General features: G+C 68.9%; 23 protein-coding genes and 2 pseudogenes. 14 read left to right on the top strand and 11 right to left on the bottom strand.

Features of this window, described 5'->3' with window-relative positions; all coding sequences use genetic code 11:
* Positions 1–9: 9 nt before the first annotated feature.
* The gene (locus tag ACX6XY_RS12220) at positions 10–264 is read left to right on the top strand and encodes a hypothetical protein (RefSeq protein WP_460329244.1); all 255 of its coding nucleotides are present in this window, start codon (positions 10–12) and stop codon (positions 262–264) included.
* Between the two features lie 19 nt (positions 265–283).
* Here ACX6XY_RS12220 and ACX6XY_RS12215 read toward each other — a convergent pair whose 3' ends face one another.
* The 3 genes from ACX6XY_RS12215 to ACX6XY_RS12205 form a co-directional block, all read right to left on the bottom strand.
* Entirely contained in the window at positions 284–2176 is a 1893-nt protein-coding gene (locus ACX6XY_RS12215; protein ID WP_460329241.1) for an ATP-binding cassette domain-containing protein, read from the bottom strand.
* A gap of 66 nt (positions 2177–2242) precedes the next feature.
* On the bottom strand, positions 2243–3823 hold the full coding sequence (locus tag ACX6XY_RS12210; protein WP_460329238.1) for an asparagine synthase-related protein: 1581 nt from the start codon (positions 3821–3823) through the stop codon (positions 2243–2245).
* A gap of 103 nt (positions 3824–3926) precedes the next feature.
* A complete protein-coding gene (locus ACX6XY_RS12205) occupies positions 3927–4055 on the bottom strand; it encodes a hypothetical protein (RefSeq protein ID WP_460329235.1) in 129 nt (42 codons plus the stop codon).
* A 141-nt stretch (positions 4056–4196) separates the two neighbouring features.
* On the opposite strand from ACX6XY_RS12205, the gene ACX6XY_RS12200 reads away from it, so the two are divergent.
* From ACX6XY_RS12200 to ACX6XY_RS12175, 6 genes are all read left to right on the top strand, one after another.
* Positions 4197–5618 (top strand): hypothetical protein, encoded by a 1422-nt coding sequence (locus ACX6XY_RS12200; RefSeq protein ID WP_460329232.1) that lies wholly within the window; start codon positions 4197–4199, stop codon positions 5616–5618.
* Between the two features lie 84 nt (positions 5619–5702).
* On the top strand, positions 5703–6815 hold the full coding sequence (locus ACX6XY_RS12195; protein ID WP_460329229.1) for a hypothetical protein: 1113 nt from the start codon (positions 5703–5705) through the stop codon (positions 6813–6815).
* A 33-nt stretch (positions 6816–6848) separates the two neighbouring features.
* Entirely contained in the window at positions 6849–8639 is a 1791-nt protein-coding gene (locus ACX6XY_RS12190) for a hypothetical protein (protein WP_460329226.1), read from the top strand.
* 278 nt (positions 8640–8917) lie between these two features.
* On the top strand, positions 8918–9073 hold the full coding sequence (locus ACX6XY_RS12185; RefSeq protein WP_460329223.1) for a hypothetical protein: 156 nt from the start codon (positions 8918–8920) through the stop codon (positions 9071–9073).
* On the top strand, positions 9074–9523 hold the full coding sequence (locus ACX6XY_RS12180) for a 3'-5' exonuclease (RefSeq protein ID WP_460329221.1): 450 nt from the start codon (positions 9074–9076) through the stop codon (positions 9521–9523).
* 122 nt (positions 9524–9645) lie between these two features.
* Positions 9646–12696: a Tn3 family transposase gene (locus ACX6XY_RS12175; RefSeq protein ID WP_460329218.1), complete on the top strand. Its 3051-nt coding sequence runs from the start codon at positions 9646–9648 to the stop codon at positions 12694–12696.
* 117 nt (positions 12697–12813) lie between these two features.
* Here the strand turns inward: ACX6XY_RS12175 and ACX6XY_RS12170 are convergent.
* Positions 12814–13279: pseudogene (locus ACX6XY_RS12170) on the bottom strand (ATP-grasp peptide maturase system methyltransferase); the annotation flags it as partial.
* Here ACX6XY_RS12170 and ACX6XY_RS12165 point away from each other — a divergent pair.
* The gene (locus ACX6XY_RS12165; RefSeq protein WP_460329215.1) at positions 13239–13688 is read left to right on the top strand and encodes an exonuclease domain-containing protein; all 450 of its coding nucleotides are present in this window, start codon (positions 13239–13241) and stop codon (positions 13686–13688) included. The pseudogene ACX6XY_RS12170 and the gene ACX6XY_RS12165 overlap by 41 nt on opposite strands.
* A 132-nt stretch (positions 13689–13820) precedes the next feature.
* On the opposite strand, the gene ACX6XY_RS12160 is transcribed toward ACX6XY_RS12165, so the two are convergent.
* Entirely contained in the window at positions 13821–13976 is a 156-nt protein-coding gene (locus ACX6XY_RS12160) for a hypothetical protein (RefSeq protein WP_460329212.1), read from the bottom strand.
* 49 nt (positions 13977–14025) lie between these two features.
* A complete protein-coding gene (locus tag ACX6XY_RS12155) occupies positions 14026–14148 on the bottom strand; it encodes a hypothetical protein (protein WP_460329209.1) in 123 nt (40 codons plus the stop codon).
* Positions 14149–14323: 175 nt separating this feature from the next.
* Here ACX6XY_RS12155 and ACX6XY_RS12150 point away from each other — a divergent pair, with 175 nt between their 5' ends.
* On the top strand, positions 14324–15208 hold the full coding sequence (locus ACX6XY_RS12150) for a recombinase family protein (RefSeq protein WP_460329207.1): 885 nt from the start codon (positions 14324–14326) through the stop codon (positions 15206–15208).
* Between the two features lie 421 nt (positions 15209–15629).
* On the opposite strand, the gene tuf is transcribed toward ACX6XY_RS12150, so the two are convergent.
* Positions 15630–16814 carry an elongation factor Tu gene (gene tuf / locus ACX6XY_RS12145; protein ID WP_460329204.1) on the bottom strand — a complete coding sequence of 395 codons (1185 nt, stop codon included), beginning with the start codon at positions 16812–16814 and terminating at the stop codon, positions 15630–15632.
* A gap of 504 nt (positions 16815–17318) precedes the next feature.
* Here tuf and ACX6XY_RS12140 point away from each other — a divergent pair.
* On the top strand, positions 17319–17525 hold the full coding sequence (locus tag ACX6XY_RS12140) for an uL22 family ribosomal protein (RefSeq protein WP_460329202.1): 207 nt from the start codon (positions 17319–17321) through the stop codon (positions 17523–17525).
* 33 nt (positions 17526–17558) lie between these two features.
* On the opposite strand, the pseudogene ACX6XY_RS12135 reads toward ACX6XY_RS12140, so the two are convergent.
* Both ACX6XY_RS12135 and ACX6XY_RS12130 read right to left on the bottom strand, forming a co-directional pair.
* Positions 17559–17677: pseudogene (locus ACX6XY_RS12135) on the bottom strand (IS5/IS1182 family transposase); the annotation flags it as partial.
* Positions 17678–18111: 434 nt separating this feature from the next.
* Positions 18112–18786: a hypothetical protein gene (locus ACX6XY_RS12130; protein ID WP_460329200.1), complete on the bottom strand. Its 675-nt coding sequence runs from the start codon at positions 18784–18786 to the stop codon at positions 18112–18114.
* Positions 18787–19147: 361 nt separating this feature from the next.
* Between ACX6XY_RS12130 and ACX6XY_RS12125 the strand changes: the two genes are divergently transcribed.
* Together ACX6XY_RS12125 and ACX6XY_RS12120 are read left to right on the top strand one after the other, a co-directional pair.
* Positions 19148–19324 carry a hypothetical protein gene (locus ACX6XY_RS12125; protein ID WP_460329197.1) on the top strand — a complete coding sequence of 59 codons (177 nt, stop codon included), beginning with the start codon at positions 19148–19150 and terminating at the stop codon, positions 19322–19324.
* A gap of 49 nt (positions 19325–19373) precedes the next feature.
* The gene (locus tag ACX6XY_RS12120; RefSeq protein WP_460329195.1) at positions 19374–19796 is read left to right on the top strand and encodes a hypothetical protein; all 423 of its coding nucleotides are present in this window, start codon (positions 19374–19376) and stop codon (positions 19794–19796) included.
* Here ACX6XY_RS12120 and ACX6XY_RS12115 read toward each other — a convergent pair.
* Positions 19781–19936, bottom strand: a complete 156-nt coding sequence (locus ACX6XY_RS12115) for a hypothetical protein (RefSeq protein WP_460329193.1) — start codon at positions 19934–19936, stop codon at positions 19781–19783. The genes ACX6XY_RS12120 and ACX6XY_RS12115 overlap by 16 nt on opposite strands.
* A gap of 277 nt (positions 19937–20213) precedes the next feature.
* On the opposite strand from ACX6XY_RS12115, the gene ACX6XY_RS12110 reads away from it, so the two are divergent.
* Both ACX6XY_RS12110 and ACX6XY_RS12105 read left to right on the top strand, forming a co-directional pair.
* On the top strand, positions 20214–21284 hold the full coding sequence (locus ACX6XY_RS12110; protein WP_460329190.1) for a recombinase family protein: 1071 nt from the start codon (positions 20214–20216) through the stop codon (positions 21282–21284).
* 14 nt (positions 21285–21298) lie between these two features.
* Positions 21299–21652, top strand: coding sequence for a hypothetical protein (locus ACX6XY_RS12105; protein ID WP_460329188.1), 354 nt, complete (start codon positions 21299–21301; stop codon positions 21650–21652).
* Here the strand turns inward: ACX6XY_RS12105 and ACX6XY_RS12100 are convergent.
* Complete coding sequence (locus ACX6XY_RS12100; RefSeq protein WP_460329186.1) at positions 21636–23705, bottom strand: hypothetical protein; 2070 nt, start codon at positions 23703–23705, stop codon at positions 21636–21638. The genes ACX6XY_RS12105 and ACX6XY_RS12100 overlap by 17 nt on opposite strands.
* Between the last annotated feature and the right edge of the window lie 58 nt (positions 23706–23763).

Here is a 23763-nt window from a genome sequence, read left to right as displayed (position 1 = left end):
GAGCACGGCATGGCGAGGTGCGGCAAGGACAAGCCCAGCGGCGATGCGGCGATCGATGTGGGGCACGAGCTGGCGATGGCGACGCTCCATCTCCTCGCTGCCAGGAGGTGGCTGAGTGGGGCCGACTCCTGCCGTTCGACCTCCGCTCTGGTCAGCCTGTGTGACCAGGCCCAGGGGTACGTCGGTGAGATCCGTGCGCTGCTGGTGGCCTTGGGGCTGACGGATGAGGACCTTCAGACGCTGCTGAGCGGCCCCCGCGAGTAGCCGCAGCACGCCTTGGTGATCACCGGTCCTGAGAGAGTTTGTACAGCTCGGCGAAGAGCCCGCCACCAAGATCCATCAGGGTCTGGAAGTCGCCTTGTTCTCGTACGCGGCCGCCGTCGAGGACGATGATGCGGTCGGCGATGCGGGCGTTTTCCAGGTTGTGCGTGACGAAGACGGCGGCCTTGCCCGCGGCGAGCTCCTTGAACCGGCTGATCACCAGGTGCTCGGCGCGCGGGTCCATCGCCGAGGTGGGCTCGTCCAGCATGAGCATGGCGGCGTCCCTGTAGAACGCGCGAGCGACCGCGATGCGCTGCCACTGCCCGCCGGACAGGTCGGTGCCGCCCCAGTTCGAGCTCGCCACCAGGGTGTCGAGCCCGTACGGCGCCTTGTTGATGACGCTGTCCGCGCCGGCCGCCTTCGCCGCGTGCAGGAGGAGAGCGTCGTCTTCGGTGCGGGGCTGGCCGAGGTGGATGTTGGCGCGCAGGTCCATCGGCCACCGCGTGTAGTCCTGCGGCACCAGACCGACCCGCGACCACACGCCGTAGGGGTCCGCCCCGGCGAGGTCGGTGCCGTCCCAGGTCACCGTGCCGCCGCCGTTGGCGACGCGCAGCCCGGTGAGCAGGGCTGAGAGCGTGGTCTTGCCGGAGCCGTTCTCGCCGACCAGCGCGATCAGCTCGCCCTTGCGGAGGGTGAGGCTGACGCCGTCGACCGCCGGGGTCTCGGCGCCGGGGTAGGTGTACGTGACGTCCTTCGCCTCGATCACGGCGGGCGCATCGGCCGGGATCGTCTTGGGGCCGCGTACGGCGCGCAGGGCGCTGGCCCGGCGCAGGAACGCCTGCCAGTCCTCCAGGTACAGCGAGGTGCGGAACAACCGCGCCGCCGCCATGACCAGGGAGGTCAGGGCGCCGGTCGAGGTGCGCACCGCGATGACTGCGGTCGCCGCGACCGCCAGATCCATCCGTCCGGTGGCCGCCAGCCAGCCGAGCGCGGCCCAGGTCGCGGCGAGCATCATCCCGCTGACGCCCGCGCCGAGCAGCGTGACCCGCAGGACGCGGGGGGCGGCCTGGCGGTGGGTGGCCTTGATCCGGTCAGTGATCTGCCGGTACCAGGACTGAAGGAAGCCGGACATGGTGGTGGCGCGGACCTCGGCGGCGGTGCGGCGGTCGGTGGAGTAGTACCGCAGCAGGTAGCGCAGGTGGTTGTCGGAGATGTTCTGGTAGTCGGCGCGGTGCTGGATGCGCGCGGTGGTGATGGCGGCGGCGCCCTTGGGCACCACGGCCAGGACGAGCAGCGGCAGCAGCAGCGGGTGCAGCACGGTGAGCACCCCGGCCGCCGCGGTGAGCTGGGCGAGCGCGGAGACCAGGGCCTGGGCGTCGCCGATGAGGTTCTCGGTCGCCTCGGCGCCCTTGCCCGCAGCCTGGAGCCGGTCGGTGAACCCGGGCCGCTCGTAGGCTTCCAGCTCCACTTCGGGGGTCGCCGCGATGATCTGGAGGTCCGCCTCGGTGGCCACCTCCGGGGCCAGGCGGGCGGAGGCGTACACGGCGAGCGCGTCGGCCCCGGCCCGCACGCCACTCGCGACGGCGACCAGGATCAGCGCGGGGGCGGCGGCGCTCACCCGGTCGGCGACCTGCCCGCCGCCCATCAGGTGCGTCATCGCGCCGGGCAGGGCCGCGAGCGCGACGGCCGAGGAGACGGCGACAACCAGCTGGCACAGGCCGAGCCAGAGCATCGCTGCTCGGTCGGCGGCCCACCCGAGCCGTACGGCGGCGCCGAGCGTGCGCGGGAGCCGGGCGGCCATCTGCCACCAGGAGGCGGTCGCGATGTCCTCGAAGTGCGGGTCGCTCTGGTAGCCGACCTGCTGCGGGGAGCCGGAGGTTTTCGGGGCGGGTGAGGACTGCGTCACCCGCCCCATCCTGGCGTGAGTGCCGGGGCGTCAGGGCCCGTTCGGGCCGATGTCGTCCCTGTGGTGGACCCGTGTCTACAGGGCCCGCAGGGCCAGTTCGACGGCGGTGATCAGGAACAGGCCGGTGCGGTACGGTGCGGCCTCCTTGGGCCCGAGGGCGGCTCGCTCGACGGTCTCGGAGAGTACGGCGGCGTCGAGGAATCCCTGGTCGATCAGGTGCAGGTCCTTGCCCCAGCTCCGCAGCAGGCCGGAGGCGTAGGCGTGCACGGCGGTGTTCATCAGGTGCGCGAAGTTCTCCCGCAGGGTGGGGTGCACCACGGCGTCGGGCAGGCCGCGGGTGGCGAACCGCTCGGTCAGCAGCCGCTTGTCCCGCTTCCACTCCACCGGGAGGCGCTGCCCGAACCGGACCAACTCCGGGTCGGTGAACGGTGCGACGGTCCACAGGCCCCGGCGGGCCAGCAGCGGGGTGGCGACCTCCAGGGCGACCAGTGCGGTCTCCGGCGCCACGGTCGCCGGGGCGATGCCGGTGTTGACCTCGCCGAGCAGGTCGCGCACCCGCTGCCCGCACCAGGCCGGCGCCTCGGGAGTACGGGCGGGCCCGCCGCCGGGGCGTCGGACGCGGGCGACTTCGTCGCCGCCGAACCCGGCCACCACGGTGGTCAGGCCGCGCGCCATCAGTGCCTGGGCGAGTGTGTCGGCCGCCTCCAGGTGTGGCTCGTCCAGCGGGCTGATGGCCTGCGGATGCGCTCTGCGCAGGCCGCCCGGGGCGAGCGGCGGGTGCTCGGCGGCGGGCACCGTGATGTCGGGGGTGAAGCCGAAGTGGTCGATGACCAGGCGGCGCCGCTCGGCCTGTTGGGGCCCGGCCTCGCCGCCGATCAGCAGCGCGCACGGCGTGATGACGCCCGGGTGCGCGAGGGCGAGGGAGATCGCGAGGTTGGTGGAGTCCTTCCCGCCGGACAACTGCGCCGCCGTCTGGGCCGGGATGAGCGGGCGGCGAGCGTGGATGTGGTCGACGAGCGCCTCGAACGCCTCGACGAGCTCGGCGCTGCCGGTGTTCTCGGCGAGCTCGGAGGGCTGGGCGTGCTCGGCGGCGGCCGGGTAGACCAGGCGCAGGCCCTCGGCGTTGGCGTACGCCGTCGACCGCTCGGAGAGCCGCTTGATGGTGGTGAACAGGGTGTCGTGCCCGTAGCGGGGGTGCCCGGTCAGCAGCCGCATGACCTCCTTCTCGTCGAGCTTGTCCGCCGCCTGGTGTGCGCGGAGGTCCATCAGCTGCCACGATGCGGCCAACGTTCCCTTGTCGTAGGCGAGGTAGAGCGGGCAGACGCCGCCGAGCCCGGTCTGAAGCCGTAACCCGTCGGGGCCTGCCTCGGTCCAGATGGACTGGAGCGGCCAGGCGCGGCACTCCTCGACGGCGCGGGCGTACACCGCGGCATCCACGCGGACCGGTGCTGTGGAGCGCAGCAGCGAGGCGAGTCCGGCGGCCCGTTCGCGGACCACCATCAGCGTGCGCGTGCCGTCGGTGACCGCCCGCGCTTCCAGCGCGGGGTTGGCCAGCGGCCGGATGCGGTCCCCGCCCCTCACCCAGCAGCCTTCCGTCTGGTCACACCACTGCCACGGCCCCGAACCGGTCCGCAGGTCGACCGACAACGTCAACATCCTTGGCTCTCCCCTCTCGTACGGCTGGCGGGCATGCGACGGGGCCCGCGCGGCGCAGGCCGGGCGCGGGCCCCGGTGGTGCTGGACGGACGGCGGAGCTGGATCAGTCCTCGAACCGGCCCTGATCGGAGCTCTCCTGCGGCTTCTCGTCGAATCGGGCGGTGCCCCTGGGCACGGCGAGTGCGACCGGCCCGGCGAACACGGACTCCCACGGCCGCTTCTGGTCCTTCATCGCGAACCCCTTTCCTACTCGGCCGATCCCGCTGACAGTGCGTCATCGGGCTTTGTGAATGAGTGAACTGGGCAAGGAGGAAGACGGGTACCGTGCCGAGCGCGCCAAGCCGTATATCGGGTATACGAAGGCGGTCACGCCATGACCCAGCGACCCGCGAACCACCAGCTCAAAGCCCTGATCGACGAGTCCGAGCTGCCGTACGAGGCCGTCGCCCGCGCCGTGCGGGCCATTGCCGCCGAGAGCGGACAGGCGCTGGGGACCAACAAGTCGGCCGTCCACCACTGGGTCCTGGGCGCCGAACCGTCCGGGCAGACGCCCGGCTACCTGGCCGAGGCGCTCTCCCGCCGCCTCGGGCGCCGGATCACCCGCGACGACCTCGGACTTGGTTCCCCCTGCGGTGGCGAAGATGAAAGCATCGGCCTGACGCTGGACTGCGACCCGCTGGAGACGCTCATCGCCCTTGGGGAGGCTGATGTGAACCGCCGCCGATTCCTTGCCACCTCCGCGTATTCCATGGCCGCCGCAACCCTCCCCCTGCAGGCCGTCCAGGAGGCCGCCGCCCGCTCCCGCACCATCAGCGGCGGCGCGATTGCCGGGCAGGCCGACGTCGCCGCCGCCCGGGACATGCTCACGTGCTTCATGGACATGGACGAGAAACACGGCGGCCAGTACGGCCAGAAGACCTTCGAGCGCTTCCTGACCACCGAGATCGCCCCGCTGTGCCAGGGCCGGTTCGCCACCGGCGACGTGCGGGCCGAGGCGTTCTCGGTCGCCTCCGCCGCAGCCCACCTGGCGGGCTGGCGGGCGTACGACAGCGGGGAACAGAGCCTGGCCCAGCGGTACTACCTGCAGTCCTTCGCCCTCGCGCGGGAATCCGGCGTCCCCGGCCAGGACGGGTTCGTGATGCGCACGATGTCGCAGCAGGGCATGAAGCTGCACCGGGCCGAGCACTGCCTGGCCCTGGCCGAGACGGGCTGGAGCCGCGCGAAGGGCCGGGTGGATGAACAGGTCGAGGCGCTGTTCGCCATCACCCACGCCCACGCGCTCGCCAAGACCGGCCAGCGCCGACGCGCCGTTGCCGACATGGACCGCGCCCATGCCGCCCTCGCTGCCGGGGCCAGGGCCGGGGACGAGGTGCCGTTCTGGGCGCTGGCCTGGGGCCCGCCCGCGGCCACCGTCCACTCCCGCACCGCGAAGGTCTTCGAGACGCTCGGCGACCGCCCCAACTCCGCCCGCAGTTACGCGACCGCCGCCGCCAGCCGACCCGGCACTACCTACGCGCGGATCATCGCCCTCGACTTGGTCGCCCAGGCCGAACAGCAGGCCAGGCAGGGCCACATCGAGCAAGCCTGTGGCACCTGGGACCGGGCCATCGACACCATGGCCGGGGTCAAGTCCGCCCGCACCCTCAAGGCCGTACGCACCCTGCGCTCCGACCTGCGCCCCTACCGCTCGCGCGGCGTGCGGTGCGCTGCCGAACTCGACGAGCGTGCCCGCCTCTTCCTCGCTCACCACTTCCCTGGCAAGTCAGTGTGTTCAGCCCCGTGGGATCTGGCCTGAACCATTCTTGGCGCGGGCTCGCGCTGTTTACACGCCTTCGGTTTCTGCGAGGTACTGGGCGCCCTGCATCTACGAGGAGTGTGTGTGAGCGAGCTGATCGAAGGCAGCCAGTACCTGATCAAGAACCACAAGACCGGGCTGTACCTGACGGGGAAGCCGACTGCGGACCGTGCGGAGCACGGGATGGTCGAGCTGGAGCCGCTGCGGGAGGGCGAGGAGCGCCAGTCGCAGCTGTGGGAGTTACGCCGGGGCAATGCCCAGGGGCGTTTCATGCTGCGCAATATGCAGCGGCGGCAGTCGTACCTGCACCCCTGGGGGCACAGCGGTAGCAACAGCACCAAGGTGGAGGAGTTCGTCTACGAGCCGGATCACGCCGACAGCTACATGTGGGAGCTGGTCAAGGAGGCCGTCCCGGACGGTGACGCCTGGAAGCTGAAGTGCGTGGTCGGCGGGGCCGACGGGTGGCTCAACATCGTGGGCCACAGCCATGACGCGGGCGCCGCGGCGGAGATCTACGAGGACAAGCAGGAGACCCACGCCTACCGGCTGTGGACGCTGGAGCGGGTTCCCTCGGCCGCGTCCGGGGTGGAGCTGCCGCTGACGTTCTCGGTTCCCCAGGAGTTTGAGTCCCTGGACCTGATGGGCTCCGCGGAGGAGAACACCAACATGCTGCTCGAGCGGCTCGGACAGCTCGAGCCCCAGCCGCCGCAGGAGGAGGTCGCACACGCCGTCCTGGCGCAGCAGACGATGTTCGAGGTGCTGACCGCGGCCGGCGCCGTCTACGCCGGCACGCTGCTGTCGAAGACCCCGGAGAACGCCCCGCCGGAGCAGCAGCGGCTGGCTTCGGCCATGCTGACGGTCATCGCCCGTCCCAGCGAGCTCAACAACGAGGACACCGTTGATCGCCTGGCGCGCATGCTGGGCGCGACCCATTCTGGGGCCGAGGTCGGTGTCACCAGGTTGCCGGACCCCGTCGGGCGGGTGGTGCTGCTGACCCAGGAGAGCAAGGTCGACAAGCCGGTCGGTCTCCTGCAGACCGGTGAACGGCCCACCGTGGTGCGCCAGTTGCATGTCTTCGTGCCGGTCCCGGGCCGGCTGGCGATGGCGGACTTCTCCATCGCCACCGAGAACGTCGACGAGTGGGACCACTACGTCGACATCCTGGCCGGTGTCTGCAACACCATCAAGTTCAGCTGACGCCGCCCGCCGCCACGGACAAAGGACTCCGTCATGATGAAGCCGCTGTACACACTGGAAAGCGAATCCGCCACCAAGCTGGAGCACCTGGGCTACACCGCTGCCGTGCACGACTTGGTCGTGCAGGCCGCCCACACGGAACTCAACCGGTTCCTGCGCGACGAGGGCGAAGCCGTGCATATGTGGGGCTGGGCCCCGGGCTCCCTGCACGACGCGGACCGGTACCGCGTCAGCCAGCTCCTGCGCTCCTTCACCTACCAGGAACAGGTCATGGTCGACGCCCTCAAGCGGCTGGACGAGACCTACCGGGCCTACATCGACGCCTCCCCCGAGAACCGCAAGAAGGCCGAGGAGTTCATCGACTCCCTCAACCAGGCCGCCGCCCGCCGCGCCGTCGACTACACGGTCAGCCAGCTGCGCCTGCCGGAGGGGGTGGGGGCCTGGCTCACGGCCGACAAACGCGACCTTGTGGCCAAGGCCCTGGTGGCCAAGTGGCAGAAGCCGCCCGCCCATGGGGGGCATACGTACGTCTCCATGGCTGACGACGAAATCCAGGCCAAGGAGGGGGGTCTGTACCCGGGGGAACGTGAGGAGATCTGGGAAAGGGCCCGGCAGGAGGGCCAGAAGGAGGCGATGGCGATGGGCCCTCAGCTCGTGGCCGACGCAATCGCCGACCAGCTCAAGGGCGTCCCCGGCCTCGCACAGCTGACCAAGACCTTCGCCCAGGAACTCGCCGCTGCGCAGCCGGGTGAACACTCTCGTATGGAGAGGTATGTGGCACCCCCGTTCCGGCGGGTGTACACGGCACACAGTGTCGTGGATTTCCACGACCCGGAAATCGCCCGTGAACTCGGCAGCCGCGGCTATTCGTACTACTCCTTCAGCCGCAAGGACCGGACCGTGGACACGTCCTTTAAGGGGTCGGGCTTTGACATGGTGCTGTGGCGCCTGAAAGACCACGGCTACCCCACCGAGCGCATCCCCGACGGCCTGCTGTACAACCTGGTGGACACGGCCCTGGCGGTGCAGGCCGAGTACCAGTTGCAGTGCTTCTTCGTGGACCGGGAACTCGCCAAGGTGATCGCGACCCGGGGCGAGGAAGAGCAGTGGCTGTATAAGAAGACCGCGGAGTGGGCCGCCGAGCGGGCCGCGGCGAAGCAGGCGGAGATCGACCGCTGGGGCTTTTGGGGCGACGTCCTGGGCATGGTCAGCGCCGTCGCCGGCGTCCTGGCGTTCATCCCGGGACTGTCCGTGATCGCGGGCCCCGTCGCCATCCTCACCGCGGCCGTGTCGCTCGGCCTGCACGCGAAGGCCATCTCCCTCAAGGACAAGGTGGAGACTGCCGACGGCATCACCATCGCCGCAGATGTGATCTCTGCCATCCCGTTCGTCGGCACCGTGTCCAAGGGCGCGAAGGGCGCCTGGGCCGCGGCCCGCATGAACAAGGTCGCCAACGTGGTCGTCAGCAACAGCGGGCGGGCCTTTGTCGGGGCGATCGCCAGCAAGAGCGCATCCGACGCCAGCCGGGTCTTCGACTACCTCGGCAAGAAGGGGGCCAAGGCGGTCACCGGCACCGCCACCCAGAGCAAGATCCCCGGCAAGGTACTGGAGGGGGCGTTTGCCCTGGCCACTCAGGTGCCCACCGCCGTCGACTGGGCCACTCCGGTGGATCAGTCGGCGAAAGACACGGCCGCCCGCACCGTCCTGAGTGCCAGCATCGGACAGACCGTCGGCGAATGGAACACGGTCGGCGTCTTCACGAAGAAGGCCGGGACCGTCAGCCTCGAACGCTTCAGCAACTTCTTCAAGAAGATCAAGGTGTAACCCCCGGAACCGCGACACCCTGCACGGGAACTCCCAGCGGCCGCCGGGCCTCCACGGCACGGCGGCCGCATCCAGCAACCTCGCCTAACGCTTGAACACGCTCAATCCTCAGGGAACTGGAGAACTGACGCGCCTCGGCGCCGATAGCGTCAGCCGGGCTGGTTTCCGGGGCGGGAGGACCAATCCGTGACGGGCCCGCCCCGGATCTCCCCTTCTGTCCCGGCTGCCGCAGTCGCGCACTACGGTGATCTGCGACCGGACCATCAGGGAGGGCACGGGTGACCGTCGCAGACCCCACGGCGTGGGACGACCTGTTCAGCCGCACGATCGACGGGCTGAGCGCCGACTTCGTCAGACCCGCCGATACCGACGCCGCCGCCTGGGGCATCTACGACAGCGGCCGCTTCTTGGGCATGGTGGTTATGCAGGTGTGAGTGGACGGCCCGCTGTGGCGGATCGGCGCGACCGCTGAGCGGCACCGCGGCCTCGATGATGCCGTGCGCGCCCTGGGCCGCCCGGCCTCCTGGCCGCGCGAGCGCGAGCAGGCCGCCCACTGGGCCCGCCGCCTCCTCGCCGATTCGCGCCTGGTCGCCATCGACGTGGAGAGTACCGGCCTCACGCACGCCTACGCGGTGCAGATCGCCGTCATCGCCTGCGACGGCACCACCCTCTTCGACGAGCTGGTCGACCCGCAGGACGCGATGATCGAGCCCGGCGCCATCACGGTGCACGGCATCACCCCGGACAAGATCCGCAGAGCAGGGGCGGAGACCTTCAGCGCGCTGCTGCCGCGGCTCGCCGAGGTGCTGCACGGCCGCACCGCCGTCACCTACGGCACCCTCGACGGCCCTGTACTCCCGAAGCTACGCCGAAGCGACATGTAACGGTACGTAGTGGTGTGGCGAGGGGTGGCGCCTGTGTGGCGCTTGGGATTTTGGGGTTCTTGAGGGGTGCGCTCCTGTCTCAGGGTGACGGTTGTCACTGATTGTTGAGGCAGGAGGGGTGTATGCGTCAGGAGTGGGAGCCGGAGGATCTGATCGAGGTCTGGACGCTGCTCGAAGACGACATGGCCAAGTTACGGAACAAGTCGGGGGCGAACCGGCTGGGGTTCGCGCTGTTGCTGAAGTTCTTCGAAGTGGAGGCCCGCTTCCCGGAGAGTGCGCGGGAGGTGCCCGAGGCCGCTGTCTCGTACCTGGCCCAGCAGGTGAAGGTGGATGCCGGGCAGTGGGCGGCGTATGACTGGTCGGGGCGGGCGATTCAGCGGCACCGTATGGAGATCCGGGAGGCGTACGGGTTTAGGGAGTGCACCAAGGAAGACCAGGCCCAGCTCGCTGAGTGGCTGGCCGTGAAGTTGCGCCCGGTGGAGCTGTCGCGGGAGCGCTTGGCCGAGGCGGTGGTGGCCCGGTGCCGCAAGACGTTTATGGAGCCGCCGACGCCGCGCCAGGTGGCCCGGCTGGTGGGATCGGCGGTGAACACCTTCGAGAGCCGGTTCTGCGAGACCACCACCGGGCGGTTGTCGGCGGCGACGCGCTCGAGGCTGGACGATCTGGTTGCCGAGGACGACGGCGAGGACGGTGAGGAGAAAGCCAGTGTCGGCGGCGGGCAGACGTTCTTCACCGAGTTGAAGGCGGACCCGGCCGGGCTCGGGCTGGAGTCGCTGCTTGGGGAGATCACCAAGCTGAAGCGGGTGCGGAAACTGCAGATGCCGCCGGAGCTGTTCGCGGACGTCTCGGAGAAGCAGGTGGCCGCCTGGCGGGCCCGCGCGTCGAAGGAGTACCCGTCCGATCTGCGGGCGGCGAAGCCTCCGGTGCGTTACACGCTGCTGGCCACGCTGTGCCATGTGCGGCAGACGGAGATCACGGACACGCTGGTGGACCTGTTCATCCAGCTGGTGCAGAAGATCAACACCCGGGCGGAGAAGAAGGCCGAGGGCGAGTTCGTCAAGGAACTCAAGCGCGTGCGCGGCAAGGAGGGCATGATGCTGCGGGTCGCCGAGGCAGCGCTCGCGGAGCCGGCGGGCACGGTGCGGCGGGTGATCTACCCGGTGGTGGGCGGGGAGAGGACGCTCAGGGCGCTCGCGGCCGAGGCTGCGGCGAACGAGGCCCGCTACAAGGCGAGGGTGCGTACCGTGCTGCGCTCGTCGTACTCGGGGCACTGGCGGCGGATGCTCAAGCCGCTGCTCAGGGCGCTGGAGTTGAAGAGCAACAACACCGTCTACCGGCCGGTGATGGACGCGATCGACCTGCTCAAGCAGTATCTGGACCAGCCGATCAGCGAGGGCGCCTACTTCGACAAGGCGGAGAAGATTCCCCTGGACAAGGTGGTGCCGGACCAGTGGCGCAAGGCCGTGGTCGACGACCAAGACCGGGTCGAGCGCATCCCCTACGAGTTGTGCGTTCTGGTCTCGCTGCGGGACGCGCTGCGGCGGCGGGAGATATGGGTGGTGGGGGCGAACCGGTGGCGTAACCCGGAGGATGATCTGCCGCCGGACTTCGAGGACAACCGGGATGTGCACTACGACGCCATCAGGCAGCCGCTGGATGCGAAGGCGTTCACCGACGGCCTGGAGAAGAAGCTCCGCGATGCGCTGACCCGCTTCGATACCGCGCTCGAACTCGGCACCACGGGCGGGGTGGAGATCACCACCAAGCGCAGCGAGCCCTGGATCAAGGTGTCCCCGCTGGGCAAGCAGGAGGAGCCGGAGAACCTCACCGCGCTGAAGGCGGAGATCGAACGCCGCTGGGGCACCATCGACCTGCTCGACATCCTCAAGGAGGCCGAGTTCGCCACCGACTTCACCGACGAGTTCGTGTCGGTGGCCACGAGGGAGGTCACGCCGAAGGCGGTGCTGCGGCGCCGGCTGTTGTTGGTGCTCTTTGCGCTGGGCACGAACATGGGGATCAAGCGGGTGACGGTGACCGGCAAGCATGGTGAAACGGAGGCGGTCCTGCGGCGGGTGCGGCATCTGTTCGTCAACCGTGCCAATATGCGCTCCGCGCTGGTGAAGCTGGTCAACTCCACCTTCACCGCCCGCGACGAGCAGTGGTGGGGCGAGGGAACCGCGTGTGCAAGTGACAGCAAGAAGTTCGGCCCCTGGTCCAGCAACTTCATGACCGAGTGGCACCAGCGCTACCGGGGCCCCGGGGTCATGATCTATTGGCACGTCGAGCGGAAGTCGGTCTGTGTCTACAGCCAGCTGAAGTCGTGTTCCGCCTCCGAGGTGGCGGCGATGATCGAGGGGGTGCTGCGGCACTGCACTGAGATGGTCGTCGACCGGCAGTACACCGATACGCACGGCGCGTCCATCGTCGGGTTCGCCTTCGCCCACATGCTCGGCTTCAACCTGCTGCCGCGGCTGAAGAACGTCGGCTCCGCCCGCCTGTACCGCCCGGCCACCGGGGAGGATGAGACGTGGCCGCGGCTGGGGCCGGTGCTGTCGAAGAAGACGATCGACTGGGAGCTGATCCGCCAGCAGTACGACCAGATCGTCAAGTACACCACCGCGCTCCGCCTGGGGACCGCGGAGGCTGAGCAGGTCCTGCGGCGCTTCACCCGCGGCGGCCCCAAGCACCCCACCTACCAGGCCATCGAGGAGCTGGGGCGGGCGATACGTACGGCGTTCATCTGCGACTACCTCGCGGATGCCGCACTTCGCCAGGAGATCAACGACGGGCTGCAGGTGGTGGAGAACTGGAACTCCGCCAACCACGATCTGTTCTACGGCAAGGACGGCGACCTGACTGGCGATGACAAGGAGAGCCAGGAGGTCTCCATGCTCGCCCTCCATCTCCTGCAGTCGGCTCTCGTGCACGTCAATACGCTGCTGCTGCAGGAGATCCTGGCCGAGCCGAAGTGGGCGGACAAGCTCACCGACGCCGACCGGCGGGCCCTGTCCCCGCTGTTCTGGACCCATGTGAATCCGTACGGCCGGTTCGAGCTCAACATGAACAACCGGCTCGGCCTCGCCCCGGCGCCCGTGGTGCCCGGCCCGCGCTCCGCCCCTGACACTCAGGCTCCTCAGTCGGCGCCGGACCCTGCGCCCGGGTCGGCATCCTGAAGGTCCGCGCTCTGCACGGTCGGCTACCAGGAACAGTGACCGCCCGATGCTGTTGCCGTGCTCCCGGGCGGGGGCCGTCACTCTCCCCGTCCGGGAGCACGGTGCGTGCGGGCCGTCTCAGGGCCTGGGCAGGGGCAGGCCGGGCAGCTGCGGGTGGCGCAGGTGCTGCCCGCCGCCGTACACGTGCAGAGTGAACGTCTCAGGCCCCGGGCTTTCCGGCCGCCTCGTAGGCGTCCAGGACGCGCTCGATGCGCGCCCATAGCTTGACCGGGCCGCCCTCGCGCACCTGCCAGCCGCCGTCGTGCGGGGTGAGGGTGGCGGCGGAGCCGGTGACGGCGTCGACCAGGTGCATGACCTCGCCGACGTGGGTCATCTGCGCGTCGGGGACGGGGCTTTGGGCGAGGAAGCGCAGGTGGAACGCTTCCTCGGTGGCGGCGGTCAGCCACTCAGGCCCGTGCCGGGCGGGGCGGGTCTTCTCCGGCAGTTCCGCGGCCCAGTGGGCGGGGTTGCCGAAGGCCGGGGCGGCGTGGGTGCGCGCGGACATGAACGAGATGGTGCCGCCCAGCAGCGGGCCCTCGGCGGAACTGGTCAACCCACAAGAGGCCGTGATCGAGCCCGACGCCATCACGGTGCACGGCATCACCCCGGACAAGGTCCGCGCAGCGGAGACCTTCAGCACGCTGCTGCCCCGGCTCACCGACGTGCTGCACGGCCACACCGCCATCACCTACGGCGCCCTCGACCGCGAGGTCTTCCAGCGCGAACTGACCCGCCACTTCGCCTGCCAGGAGCAGGCCGCGGCCTGGATGGAGGCCGTGCGCTGGAGGGACGCGATCGAGCCGTACGCGGTGTTCAAGGGACTCTGGTCCGCACACCGCGGCACCTACCGGTTCCAGAAGCTCGGCGGCCCGCACGACGCCGCCAGTGACGCGCGGCTCCTGATCGAGAAGCTGGACCTCATGGCCGCCGCAATCCCCGCCCAACGCCGGTGACGGGATCGCCTCTTGGCTTGGTGCGGAACGCCTGAACCGGGCGCCGACAGTGCGTAGGCTGGCGCCGCAGGGTGGTCTCGTCGGTTTTCAGGTGACACACGGGGCCACCCTCGTCGTTGGGGCGATCGGTCCCTACAAGCCCGCCTCCGGGTCCGCGTGCGGCTCGCCCTGGTCCGTCTCGCCGGGGGCCAGGTCCTCCTCCTCGTGCGTGCCGAAGGGGCCCGGCTGCCCGGCGGGCACTCCGAGCAGCGGAGCACCACCCTTGGTGCGGTGATACATGGCGAACATCGAACCACCGTACGACGCAAGCCGGACAGGGGCGGGTGGGCGGCCGCTCTCAGCCGAGCGTCACGGCGAGCAGGGCCGCGGCCACCGTCGCGACGGCGATCGCCATCATCAGAATCCGCACACCGCGGGGACGGGGTAGGTACCGCGCGGTCTCGCGCGGGAGCATGTTCATACGGAGGTCAACGAGCGTCCGGTGCCGGCGGTGGCGCGGCGGCGTTCTCACAAATGGTCGTCTCTGCGAGTTCTGCGAGAGGCCCGCAAGCGATCACGTTTCCGCAGGTCGCCGTTCGCAGAAGTCCTCTCACAAGTGACAGGTTGTGCGAGAGGCAATCTGCGAAACTGCCGGGGTGGACCTGACGCCCGATCAAGCCGCCGGCGCGGTCGAACGCAACGACTGCCCCAAGTGCGAAGTACCCGCCGGAAGTCCGTGCCGCACCCGCGGCGGGAAGACCGCCTCGAAGTACCACACCCCGCGCCTCGTCCTCATCACCGCCCTGCGCGAAGAACTCGAAGTCCCCGTCCCCGCCGACCGCGGCCCCGGACGGCCTTGGAAGCAGGGAGCCACGCCCGCCACGATCCCCGCCCAGCGCGCTGGCAAGCCCGTCCGCATCGGATACGCCAGGACATCGACGGCCCGCCAGGAGTTGGCGAGCCAGCTCGAAGCCCTCGCCGCGGCTGACTGCCACAAGGTGTTCTCCGAGCAGATCAGCACCCGAATCAAGGTCCGCCCCGAGCTGGAGGCCGCCCTCAAGCTGGCCCGCGAGTTCAAAGAGGCCGCCCCGGACACGCCGGTCATCTTCACCGTGCACGAGCTGAAGCGGCTCGCGCGCAACGCGGCCGAGCTGATGACGCTCTCCAGCGAACTGCAGGCCGCCGGCATTCAGCTCGAACTCCTCACCGGCCCGCTCACCGGCATCTACGACCCCAACGGCATGGGCGCCATGTTCTTCGCCGTGCTCGCCGTCGCCGGGCAGATCGAGCGCAACTACATCCGCGAGAAGACCCTGGAGGGCCAGGTCGCCGCCGCGAAGAAGGGCAACCACGGCGGACGGCCCAAGGTCATCGACGACGACTCCCTCACCTTCGCCCTGGCGCTCAAGGACAAGGGCGTGCCCGTCCCCGAGATCGCGAAGAAGCTCACCATCAAGACCGGCAAGAACGCGGGCAAGCCGCCCTCGGTCGCCTCGCTGTACCGGGCCTTCGCCGAAGCCGAACAGGAGACGACCGCGTGAGTGCGCCCGTCGGTTGTGCCGGGACACGGTAGTTGGAACCTGGCCACGAGAACTGGAACCGCCGTCGGCACGTCGGCGAGGATGTCTCCGGCCGCGGCTTCCTAAGCAGGTCAGACCTGGTAAGTGCTCCGGGACCGGTGTCAACAAGCGTGGCAATTCGTCACGGGTTCCAACAACGATGTCCCGTCGGCTCCAACTAGCGTGACCCGCCGCCCGAAGAAGTGCAGCTCGATGGGCCGCCATGGTCCCAATACCGTGTCCCGGCACAGGCTGGAAAAGCTGGTCTTCATGGTGTGAGGCACGGTGTTGGTGCCTGCGTCGTCTGGATGCCTGCTGACAGTGCTGCTCTGCCCGGGTTGGACCGGCCGGCCAACCCACGGATCAAGGCGTGGGAGCCCGGCCGGTCCGCGCCGTGCATGTCTTATCCGATGACCTTGGCGACGACCCCGGCACCAACGGTCCTGCCACCCTCGCGGATCGCGAAGTGTAGGCCGTCATCCATAGCGATGGGGTGCACGAGGGTGACTGACATGTTGACGTTGTCGCCGGGCATTACCATCTCGACGCCCTCGGGCAGTTCGATGCCTCCTGTGACATCGGTCGTGTGGAAGTAGAACTGAGGGCGGTCCCCCTTGGAAAAGGGAGTGTGGCGACCGCCCTCGTCCTTGCTGAGGATGTAGACCTCTGCCTCGAATTTCGTGTGCGGACCGATGGTGCCGGGCTTGGCCAGGACTTGGCCCCGTTCGATCTCCTCCGGCTTGATGCCGCGCAGGAGCGCTCCCACGTTCTCGCCGGCCCGGCCTTCGTTGAGTGGTTTGCGGAACATCTCGACCCCCGTGCACGTGCTCTTCACGGTCTCCTTGATACCGACGATCTCCACTTCGTCACCCACCTTGACGATGCCGCGCTCGACCCGTCCGGTGACGACAGCGCCGCGCCCGGAGATGCTGAAAACGTCCTCGATGGGCATCAGGAAGGGCTTGTCGACCGCACGTTCCGGCTCGGGTATGTAGCTGTCCAGGGCCCCCGCCAGTTCGATGATCTTCGCCTCCCACTCAGCCTCCCCTTCCAGCGCCTTGAGAGCGGAGCCACGGATGACGGGCATGTCGTCGCCGGGGAACCCGTACAGGGAGAGCAGTTCACGGACCTCCATCTCCACCAGTTCGAGCGACTCCTCGTCGTCGACCGTGTCGCACTTGTTGAGGAAGACCAGGATGTAGGGCACGCCGGTCTGGCGGGCGAGCAGGATGTGCTCGCGGGTCTGGGGCATCGGGCCGTCGGTCGCGGACACGACGAGGATCGCGCCGTCCATCTGCGCCGCACCCGTGATCATGTTCTTCACGTAGTCTGCGTGGCCGGGGCAGTCGACGTGTGCGTAGTGCCTCGTCGGGGTGTCGTATTCGACGCGGCTGGTGTTGATCGTGATGCCGTGGGACTTCTCCTCGGGAGCGTTGTCGATCTGGTCGAAGGCGCGCGCCGCCCCGCCATATGCCTTCGCGAGCACCGAGGTGATGGCGGCAGTGAGGGTCGTTTTGCCGTGATCGACGTGGCCGATCGTTCCCACGTTCACGTGTGGCTTGGTCCGCTCGAACTTCTCCGTGGACACAGGGCATCCTCTCGTGCGTCGAGTACATAGCCGACGGGTCTAGGCTCAGCTGGCCAAGACCGCAGGGCCGCAGTCGGTTGTCGCCTGGCACCTTCCCCCCGATTAATCACTCCATGTGAACAGGCTCACTTTGAGCCAATTCCTGTCTGGGGTGGATGCAATGAGAGCTGGGCTGCCACGACGCCCGGCAGCCGCTCACGCCTGAACGCGCAGACCCGACCGTGACCGCCGCACGTTTATCCGGGCTGGCTGTGCCGCGACACGGTAGTTGGGACCATGGCGGCCCATCGAGCTGCACTTCTTCGGGCGGCGGGTCACGCTAGTTGGAGCCGACGGGACATCGTTGTTGGAACCCGTGACGAATTGCCACGCTTGTTGACACCGGTCCCGGAGCACTTACCAGGAGTTCTCGTGGCCAGGTTCCAACTACCGTGTCCCGGCACATCGGTACGGACGGCCGCGTGAGCTGGGCCGCCTTCGATCCGAAAGCTACTGGCGGGTTACTTGTCGGTTGGTTCGCCGCTCGTTAAAGGCGCCCCAACTGCACAGACCGAGGGCGCCACCGCCATCGTCATCACGCACGTCATGGTCAATAAGGCGCCAACCATCCACGGTCGCGTCTTTCGGGCCCACGGCCGAGTGACTGCGCAAAACCAGCACCCCTGCCACATCGAAATAGTGGCTGCCGAGGAGCCCGGGGCGGCTTCGTAGAGTCCGCAGCTGCCCGGCCGATCACGAGCGAAGTCACAGACGCACGGCGGCAACGGTCGTCGTACCGTGAAAGACGTACGCTCGTTTGTCATACCTAGTGGCCACGGCCGGGACAGCTTCAGGGCGCCCGCAATGCGCTCAACTGGCTTCCTCGGCCGTGGCTGGCCCCGCGCTTCCGGCCGCAACTGGGCCCGATTGGTTGCCTGTTCAACTCCGGATCGGGATGGCTCCACCGCTGACCAGCACCGCAAATGCGGAGCACGTCTCATTCAGACTCCAGGCGGAGCCACCGATGGCCGGAGAAGTGGGGCCGCCGCACAGAGAAAGCCACTCAACTTCGTTGCGGCGCTTATCGAACCCGGTGATCAACGTCTCGGCGGGCGGCGACCTCCTGCCAGTGTTCACTTGCTTAGAGACGTCCGAGAGAGCACCCCGCCCCACGCGAGTCGGAACGACTCGGTTGTTCGCTGGTCACGCGGCCCATCGGACCCCTCTCATCCTCGGGCACGTGGTCAGGACGGTGGAGACAGTCTGAAATTGCCCGCCTGACGGTCGTTCGCTCTCAGGTCTGGTGGCGAGGGGCGTCCTATCGCTCGCAGTTCTGGGTCTTGCCCGCGCCGATGTTCTGGGTGTTGCAGGTGTCCCTGCCGTTGCTGCCGTCTACGGTTCCGCTGCCGGGGCCGACGACCAGAAGGGTGCCGTCGATCCCGCTGATGGTGTCATCGCCCCAGCCACTGTAGATAAAGCCGGCACCGGTCGCGCCAAGGCTCACAGCCTCGATGTGATCCGCCCCCTCACGGCCCCAGACACGGGCGACGCCACCAATTCCAGCGCCGACGGCACCCATACGGATGGTGTCGTTACCGAAGCCGCCGTCAACACCCCCGTCCATCGTGACGGCGCCGGTGGTGATGGTGTCATCACCAGCGTCACCCCAGATACGGCCGTTGACGAGGACGTCGCCGACGATGGTGATGGTGTCATCGCCGGCGTCACCGGCGACATAGCCCTGGCCGGTGACGTCACCGGTGATGGTGATGATGTCGTCGCCGCCGCGCCCGACGACGGGGAAATCGATGTCGCCGGCGCAGACGATGCGGTCGTTACCGGGACCACCGGTCTTGCCGGGGGTGCCATTGACGGTGCACACGCCTTGGGCGTGAGCGGGGGTGGACAGGGCCAGGGAGGCGGCGGGCAGTAAGAGGGCCGCCAGCAGAGCGACCGGCCCGGTGGCCAGCCCCCGCCCAGTGAGACGAAGCATCGGTCTCCTTCAGCCAGAGTGATCGGACGCCCGCACCCTCCCCCCGTACCGCCCCCGCCAATCGGGCTATCACCTCATCCACTCCTTTGAGTGAGCGCTTTTCCGCCAGCGTCTTCAGTTCCTGGATGAGAGCGGCGCTGTCCCGGCCAGGCGCAAGGCATACCGCACCTACGCCGACCGGATCACCGCGGCCAGGGTGACCGCCGTCACCCTCGCGTCGATCCGGGGCTGAACTTCACTCTCCGTTACTTGTCGCTTCGCGGCAGCTTCGGGAGTACAGGGCCTCGACCGCGAGGTCTTCGAGCGCGAACTCCTCCGCCACTTCGCCGGCCAGGAGCAGGCCGCGGCTTGGCTGAAGGCCGTGCGCTGGAGGGATGCGATCGAGCCGTACGCGGTGTTCAGGGGACTCTGGTCCGCACACCGCGGCACCTACCGCTTCCAGAAGCTCGGCGGCCCCCACGACGCCGCCGGCGACGCGCGGCTCCTGATCGAGAAGCTGGAACTCATGGCCGCCGCCATCCCCGCCCCACGCCGGTGACCACCCTGACCGCGGGCACCTCGGCGCGGGCCGCATCGTTGGCCTGTCCATGAGCAGACGATCTAGGCGGCACCGCCGTCCCGCGCCCGTGCTGGAGGCCGAGCCCGTGATGGAGCCCTTCCCCCTCGACGACCTCAAGCACGTACGCCTCGGTGCCTACCTCGCGGACAACCCGTTCTTCGAGCGCGCCCACGTCCATGAGGCGTACGCCCGCACCGTGCACGTCGGCGCCGGGGTGCTCTTCGTGGCCCATCAGCTCTTCCCCCGCCCGGCCTGGCGACCGTACCTGGCCTACTTCGCCCGGGGAGCGTCCGGCGCCCGCTTCGTGCTGCTGGCGCACGCGAGCGAACACGCCACCGCCGACGCGGCCATCAAGACGAGCGAGGCCCTGGCCGCCCAGATGTCCACCACCTCCTGGCAGCACGCCCTCGGCCTTTTCGCCGCTGCTGTGCCGCGTCAGTCGGCCGCCTGAGCGCGGGCACGGTCGAAGGCGGCGTACGCCTCCTCGACGCCGGGCCGCACCGGTTCGTCCACCTCGGTGGTCTCCGGTTGTGGCCCGGCGGCCTCGGCCGGGGCGGGGCTCGCGCACACGTACGTCAAGGGATCTTCCACGAGCCAGGCATACGCCACGCCCGCTCGCGGCACCCGGACCTCGTAGCGCGTGACCCCAAGGTGCACTCGCAGAACCGTTCCCCGTTGGCCCGCTCGTACGAACAGCAGACAGGCCGCACGCGCGCACCCCGGTTCTCACAAACGTTCCTTTGCCCGAGCAAGATCAAAGATGACGTCCCGGTGATCGCGAACCGGCGGTTCGGTTCGCAGAACTCGTTCTCACTCAAAGGTGGGTTCGGGGTACTTTCGGGAATCGTTTGTGACAGTCTCCGGTGCCATGACGGTCCCTCAAGAGGCTTCCGCGAGCGACGCGGACGATGTCGAGCGCCACCCCTGCCCGCGCTGCCGTGCCGAACCCGGCTCGCCGTGCCGCTCGCGCTCCGGCGCGGTTTCCGGCACCTACCACACCGGCCGCTTCACCAAGGTGCCCCAGCTCGCCAAGCTCTTGCGCGTGCCCACCCCCGCCGACCGCGGGCCCGGCCAGCCGTGGCGCCCCGGCACCCCCGTCCCGCTCGCCCTCGCGCCGGACACCCCGACCGCCGACATCCGCATCGGGTACGCGCGGTGCTCGACGCTCACCCAGGAACTCCAGTCGCAGCTCGACGCGCTGGCCAAGCACGGCATCCCGCGCGACAAGGTGTTCTCCGAGAAGATCAGCACCCGCGTACGGGTCCGCCCGCAGTTCGAGGCCGCGCTCGCGCTCGCCCGCCAGATCAAGGCCCACGCCCCGCACTGCCGGGTCATCTTCACCGTGTACGAGATGAAGCGCCTCGGCCGCGACGCCGCCGAACTCACCGCACTCGCCGACCACCTCACCGCCCACGGCCTGGTCCTGGAGATGCTCGCCGGGCCACTGCCCGGGATGTACGACCCCAGCGGGCCCGGAAGGCTGCTGTTCGCGTTCTTCGCAGCGATGGCAGAGACCGAGCGCGAGAACATCCGGGAGTCGACCCTCGAAGGACTCGACGCGGCGGCACGCAAGGGCAAACACGGCGGCCGGCCGCCCGTCATCACCGACGACATGCTGCACACCGTGCTCCGGCGCCGGGCGAACGGCGAGTCGGTCGAGCAGATCCAGCCCGACCTGATCATCCCCACCGGCAAGCGCAAAGGTCAGGCCCCCAGCGTCGCCAGCGTCTACCGGGCGCTCGCCGAGCACGAGAAGCAAGAGACGTACCCCGAGGCCGTCGCCCAGGCGCACGCCGACTTCGCCGACCTCCAGGACGTCGACGACATCCCTCGCCCCCGCCGAGTCCGCATCCGGCGCCCAGGCGACCCGCTCACAGCCGAAGAAGCCGATCTCCGCCAGCGACTCCAGACCCAGCCTCACCCGAACTCGAAGCCGTAGAACGGTGGCCCCGCATGCCGATCCGCCCCGAGAACCGAGACCGCTACCCGGCCAACTGGCCCGAGATCAGCGAGGCGATCAAGAACCGTGCAGGGTGGCAGTGCGAGTGTGAAGGGGAGTGCGGACGCGGCAGCCACACCGGCCGGTGCCCCAACCGGCACAGACAACCCGCGTACGGCACCGGCTCCCGCGTCATCCTGACGACCGCTCACCTCGACCACACGCCGGAACACTGCGAGCCCGACAATCTCCGCGCGATGTGCCAGGGCTGCCACCTGCACTACGACCAGGACCACCACGCCCGCACCCGGGCCGAAGCCCGCCTTGCAGCGCTCGAAGCCTCCGGACAGCTCACGTTCGAGATGTAGCCAACCCGGCCATGATCGTTCTCAGCGCCAACCGCTGTACCGATGTTCCCCAAGCCCGATATCCGTCGCCCGTCTTGTCCAAGCGGTTGGCGAGCTGAGTGTAGGCGAAGGTGGTCTTCGGCAGGGTGACGACGGGTTCGGCAGTGTGGCCGGTGCGCTGCACCGAGTCCAGCAGCAGTTGGTAGTCCGTGTCGGCTTGGCCCCAACGGTGGCCGAGTTTGACGGAGTCCACCTTCGCGTACGCGTCACCGTCAAGGACATGAGTGGTGACACTGGTGAGACGCTTACGGGTGAAGAACACCGGGGAAAGCCGTCCCTGATCGCAGTCCTCGGATGCGTCGCAGTTCAGGTCCCAGGGGGTGTCGTACCAGTAGAACGCGTCCTTCTCGATAGAGGTGCAGTCGGTGCTGGCACCCGGAAGGCAGCGCTCAGAGGTGACGAAGTCAACCTTGGCCAGGGCCTTGGCACCGTACAGAGATGAGGACTTCAGGCCGTACTCAATTCGCTGGAGCGAACCCCCGCGGGTGTAACGGGTGTTGTCCTTTGCTTCCACGTTACGGCCGTAGGAGTTCTTCTCCTGGTCGTAGTAGTAGGCCACCGCGTTGCCGTGCGGGTCGACGACGTAGTCAAGGTTCCAGCGCCAGGCCTGCTGACACCAGGAGTCCACGAAGCGGGCGGCATGGCAGGGCTCGCCGGAGTCGTTACCGAAGACCGGCACGGTCCAGGTGGAGTCGGTGGTCTCCTTACCCGAGGTCCAGCCGGGCAGGCGGTGGTAGCCGAAGTAGTAGCGCACCCCGTTCGGGTCGGTCAGACGCCAGTACTCGCCGTCATTGTCGCCGTTCGCGCGGCCGGTGGACTTCAGGCGCTTGATGCGGCTGCCGTCGTCCTGCTGGAACTTGAACTCGTCGTTCCCGGCCGGGACGAGTTCACCGCCCTTGCCGTTGAAGGTGATGAACGCGTTGTCATACTCCCAACACAGGTCACCTGGCTTGTTGCCGTCGGTGTTCTCTACCCCGTCATCGGCGCATGGCTTGTAGCGGCGCTCGATGGCACCCGGCCACAGATTGAAGCCGTCGCCGACCCAGGAGGCCTGATTGTTGGTGGTACCGGTGCGTCCGTCGATGGAGCCGGAGGAGTACGACAAGCCCACGGTCGGCTCCAGGCCGCCCGGCACCCCCGGTACCGGGATGTCGTAGGACCAGTTGAAGTCACCCGTGTTTAGGTTCGTACTCCATGTAGCGGACGGGGACAGCGAGGTCGCGGTGTAGTCGCTGTTCTCGCCCTCCTCCGCCGCGACAGCGGCGAGCACGGTCGGGGCCGAGGCATGCAGGGCCACGCCGTCTGTGGTCAGGGTCTGCTTGTCGGTGTCGTTGACCGTCTCCACCGGCTCGCTGGTGCGGCAGGACTGCTTCTCCGGGGTCGTCAGCGCGCACGCGGGGAGCTCGACCAGGGTCAGGCGGGAGCCGTAGCCGCCGCCGAACGCCTCGGCGAAGGAGGAGTAGTCAACCCGCGCCTGGGCCTTGCCCGGTTTAGCGCCCTTGGCGTCGCCGGGTTCGAGGGCGAACAGCACGCCGTTCACGCCAGCCCGCTGGGCCGCCTCGCGGCCCAGGACACGGGCGGAGACCTTGCCTCGCGCCGCTGCCTTGGCCGCCTTAGCCGTCTTGGCTGTCTTTCCGGTCTTGGCGTTCTCGGGCGTTCCCAGCGCGAGCGGCAGGCCCTTCGCCTTGCGCGGGGCCAGTACGTCGGCGGCCTCGGCGGCGGGCTCCGGAACCGTCACCGTCGCCGAACCGGCCTTGGGCCACTTCGCCTTCGGCTTCTCCTTGGGGGTCTTGGGCCCCTTGGCGAGGGTGCGGGGCTCGCTCTTGACGCCGTCGCGGCCCTTGACGGGGTGCTCCGCGTTGGGGAGGTCAGGGCGGGTGTTGCCCGCGGGGTCCGCGGTCGCCGTCGGCGTGGCGATGGCCTGGAGCAGCGTGCCGACCATAACCGCGGACACGCCCAGGGCGACTCGGCGCCGCAGCGCCGGGAACCGCCGAGGTCTGGATATGCCGTTCATCGTGGTAATCAATCCCTCACAGAGAACCGCCGGTATCACGCGAGCGCGCGACGCGGCA

The sequence above is a fragment of the Streptomyces sp. O3 genome, assembly GCF_054788135.1.
Note: the sequence above shows the minus strand (reverse complement) of the source record. Positions and strands in the feature narration are given on the sequence as shown.

Coding starts and splice junctions, on each gene's coding strand:
- ACX6XY_RS12160 (WP_460329212.1), bottom strand. CDS start 13,976: ATGTTCGCCATGTATCACCGCACCAAGGGTGGTGCTCCGCTGCTCGGA.
- ACX6XY_RS12120 (WP_460329195.1), top strand. CDS start 19,374: ATGAGCAGACGATCTAGGCGGCACCGCCGTCCCGCGCCCGTGCTGGAG.
- ACX6XY_RS12155 (WP_460329209.1), bottom strand. CDS start 14,148: ATGAACATGCTCCCGCGCGAGACCGCGCGGTACCTACCCCGTCCCCGC.
- ACX6XY_RS12165 (WP_460329215.1), top strand. CDS start 13,239: ATGAACGAGATGGTGCCGCCCAGCAGCGGGCCCTCGGCGGAACTGGTC.
- ACX6XY_RS12220 (WP_460329244.1), top strand. CDS start 10: ATGGCGAGGTGCGGCAAGGACAAGCCCAGCGGCGATGCGGCGATCGAT.
- ACX6XY_RS12190 (WP_460329226.1), top strand. CDS start 6,849: ATGATGAAGCCGCTGTACACACTGGAAAGCGAATCCGCCACCAAGCTG.
- ACX6XY_RS12175 (WP_460329218.1), top strand. CDS start 9,646: ATGCGTCAGGAGTGGGAGCCGGAGGATCTGATCGAGGTCTGGACGCTG.
- ACX6XY_RS12205 (WP_460329235.1), bottom strand. CDS start 4,055: ATGAAGGACCAGAAGCGGCCGTGGGAGTCCGTGTTCGCCGGGCCGGTC.
- ACX6XY_RS12100 (WP_460329186.1), bottom strand. CDS start 23,705: ATGAACGGCATATCCAGACCTCGGCGGTTCCCGGCGCTGCGGCGCCGA.
- ACX6XY_RS12105 (WP_460329188.1), top strand. CDS start 21,299: ATGCCGATCCGCCCCGAGAACCGAGACCGCTACCCGGCCAACTGGCCC.
- ACX6XY_RS12130 (WP_460329200.1), bottom strand. CDS start 18,786: ATGCTTCGTCTCACTGGGCGGGGGCTGGCCACCGGGCCGGTCGCTCTG.
- ACX6XY_RS12200 (WP_460329232.1), top strand. CDS start 4,197: ATGACCCAGCGACCCGCGAACCACCAGCTCAAAGCCCTGATCGACGAG.
- ACX6XY_RS12210 (WP_460329238.1), bottom strand. CDS start 3,823: ATGTTGACGTTGTCGGTCGACCTGCGGACCGGTTCGGGGCCGTGGCAG.
- ACX6XY_RS12110 (WP_460329190.1), top strand. CDS start 20,214: ATGACGGTCCCTCAAGAGGCTTCCGCGAGCGACGCGGACGATGTCGAG.
- ACX6XY_RS12215 (WP_460329241.1), bottom strand. CDS start 2,176: ATGGGGCGGGTGACGCAGTCCTCACCCGCCCCGAAAACCTCCGGCTCC.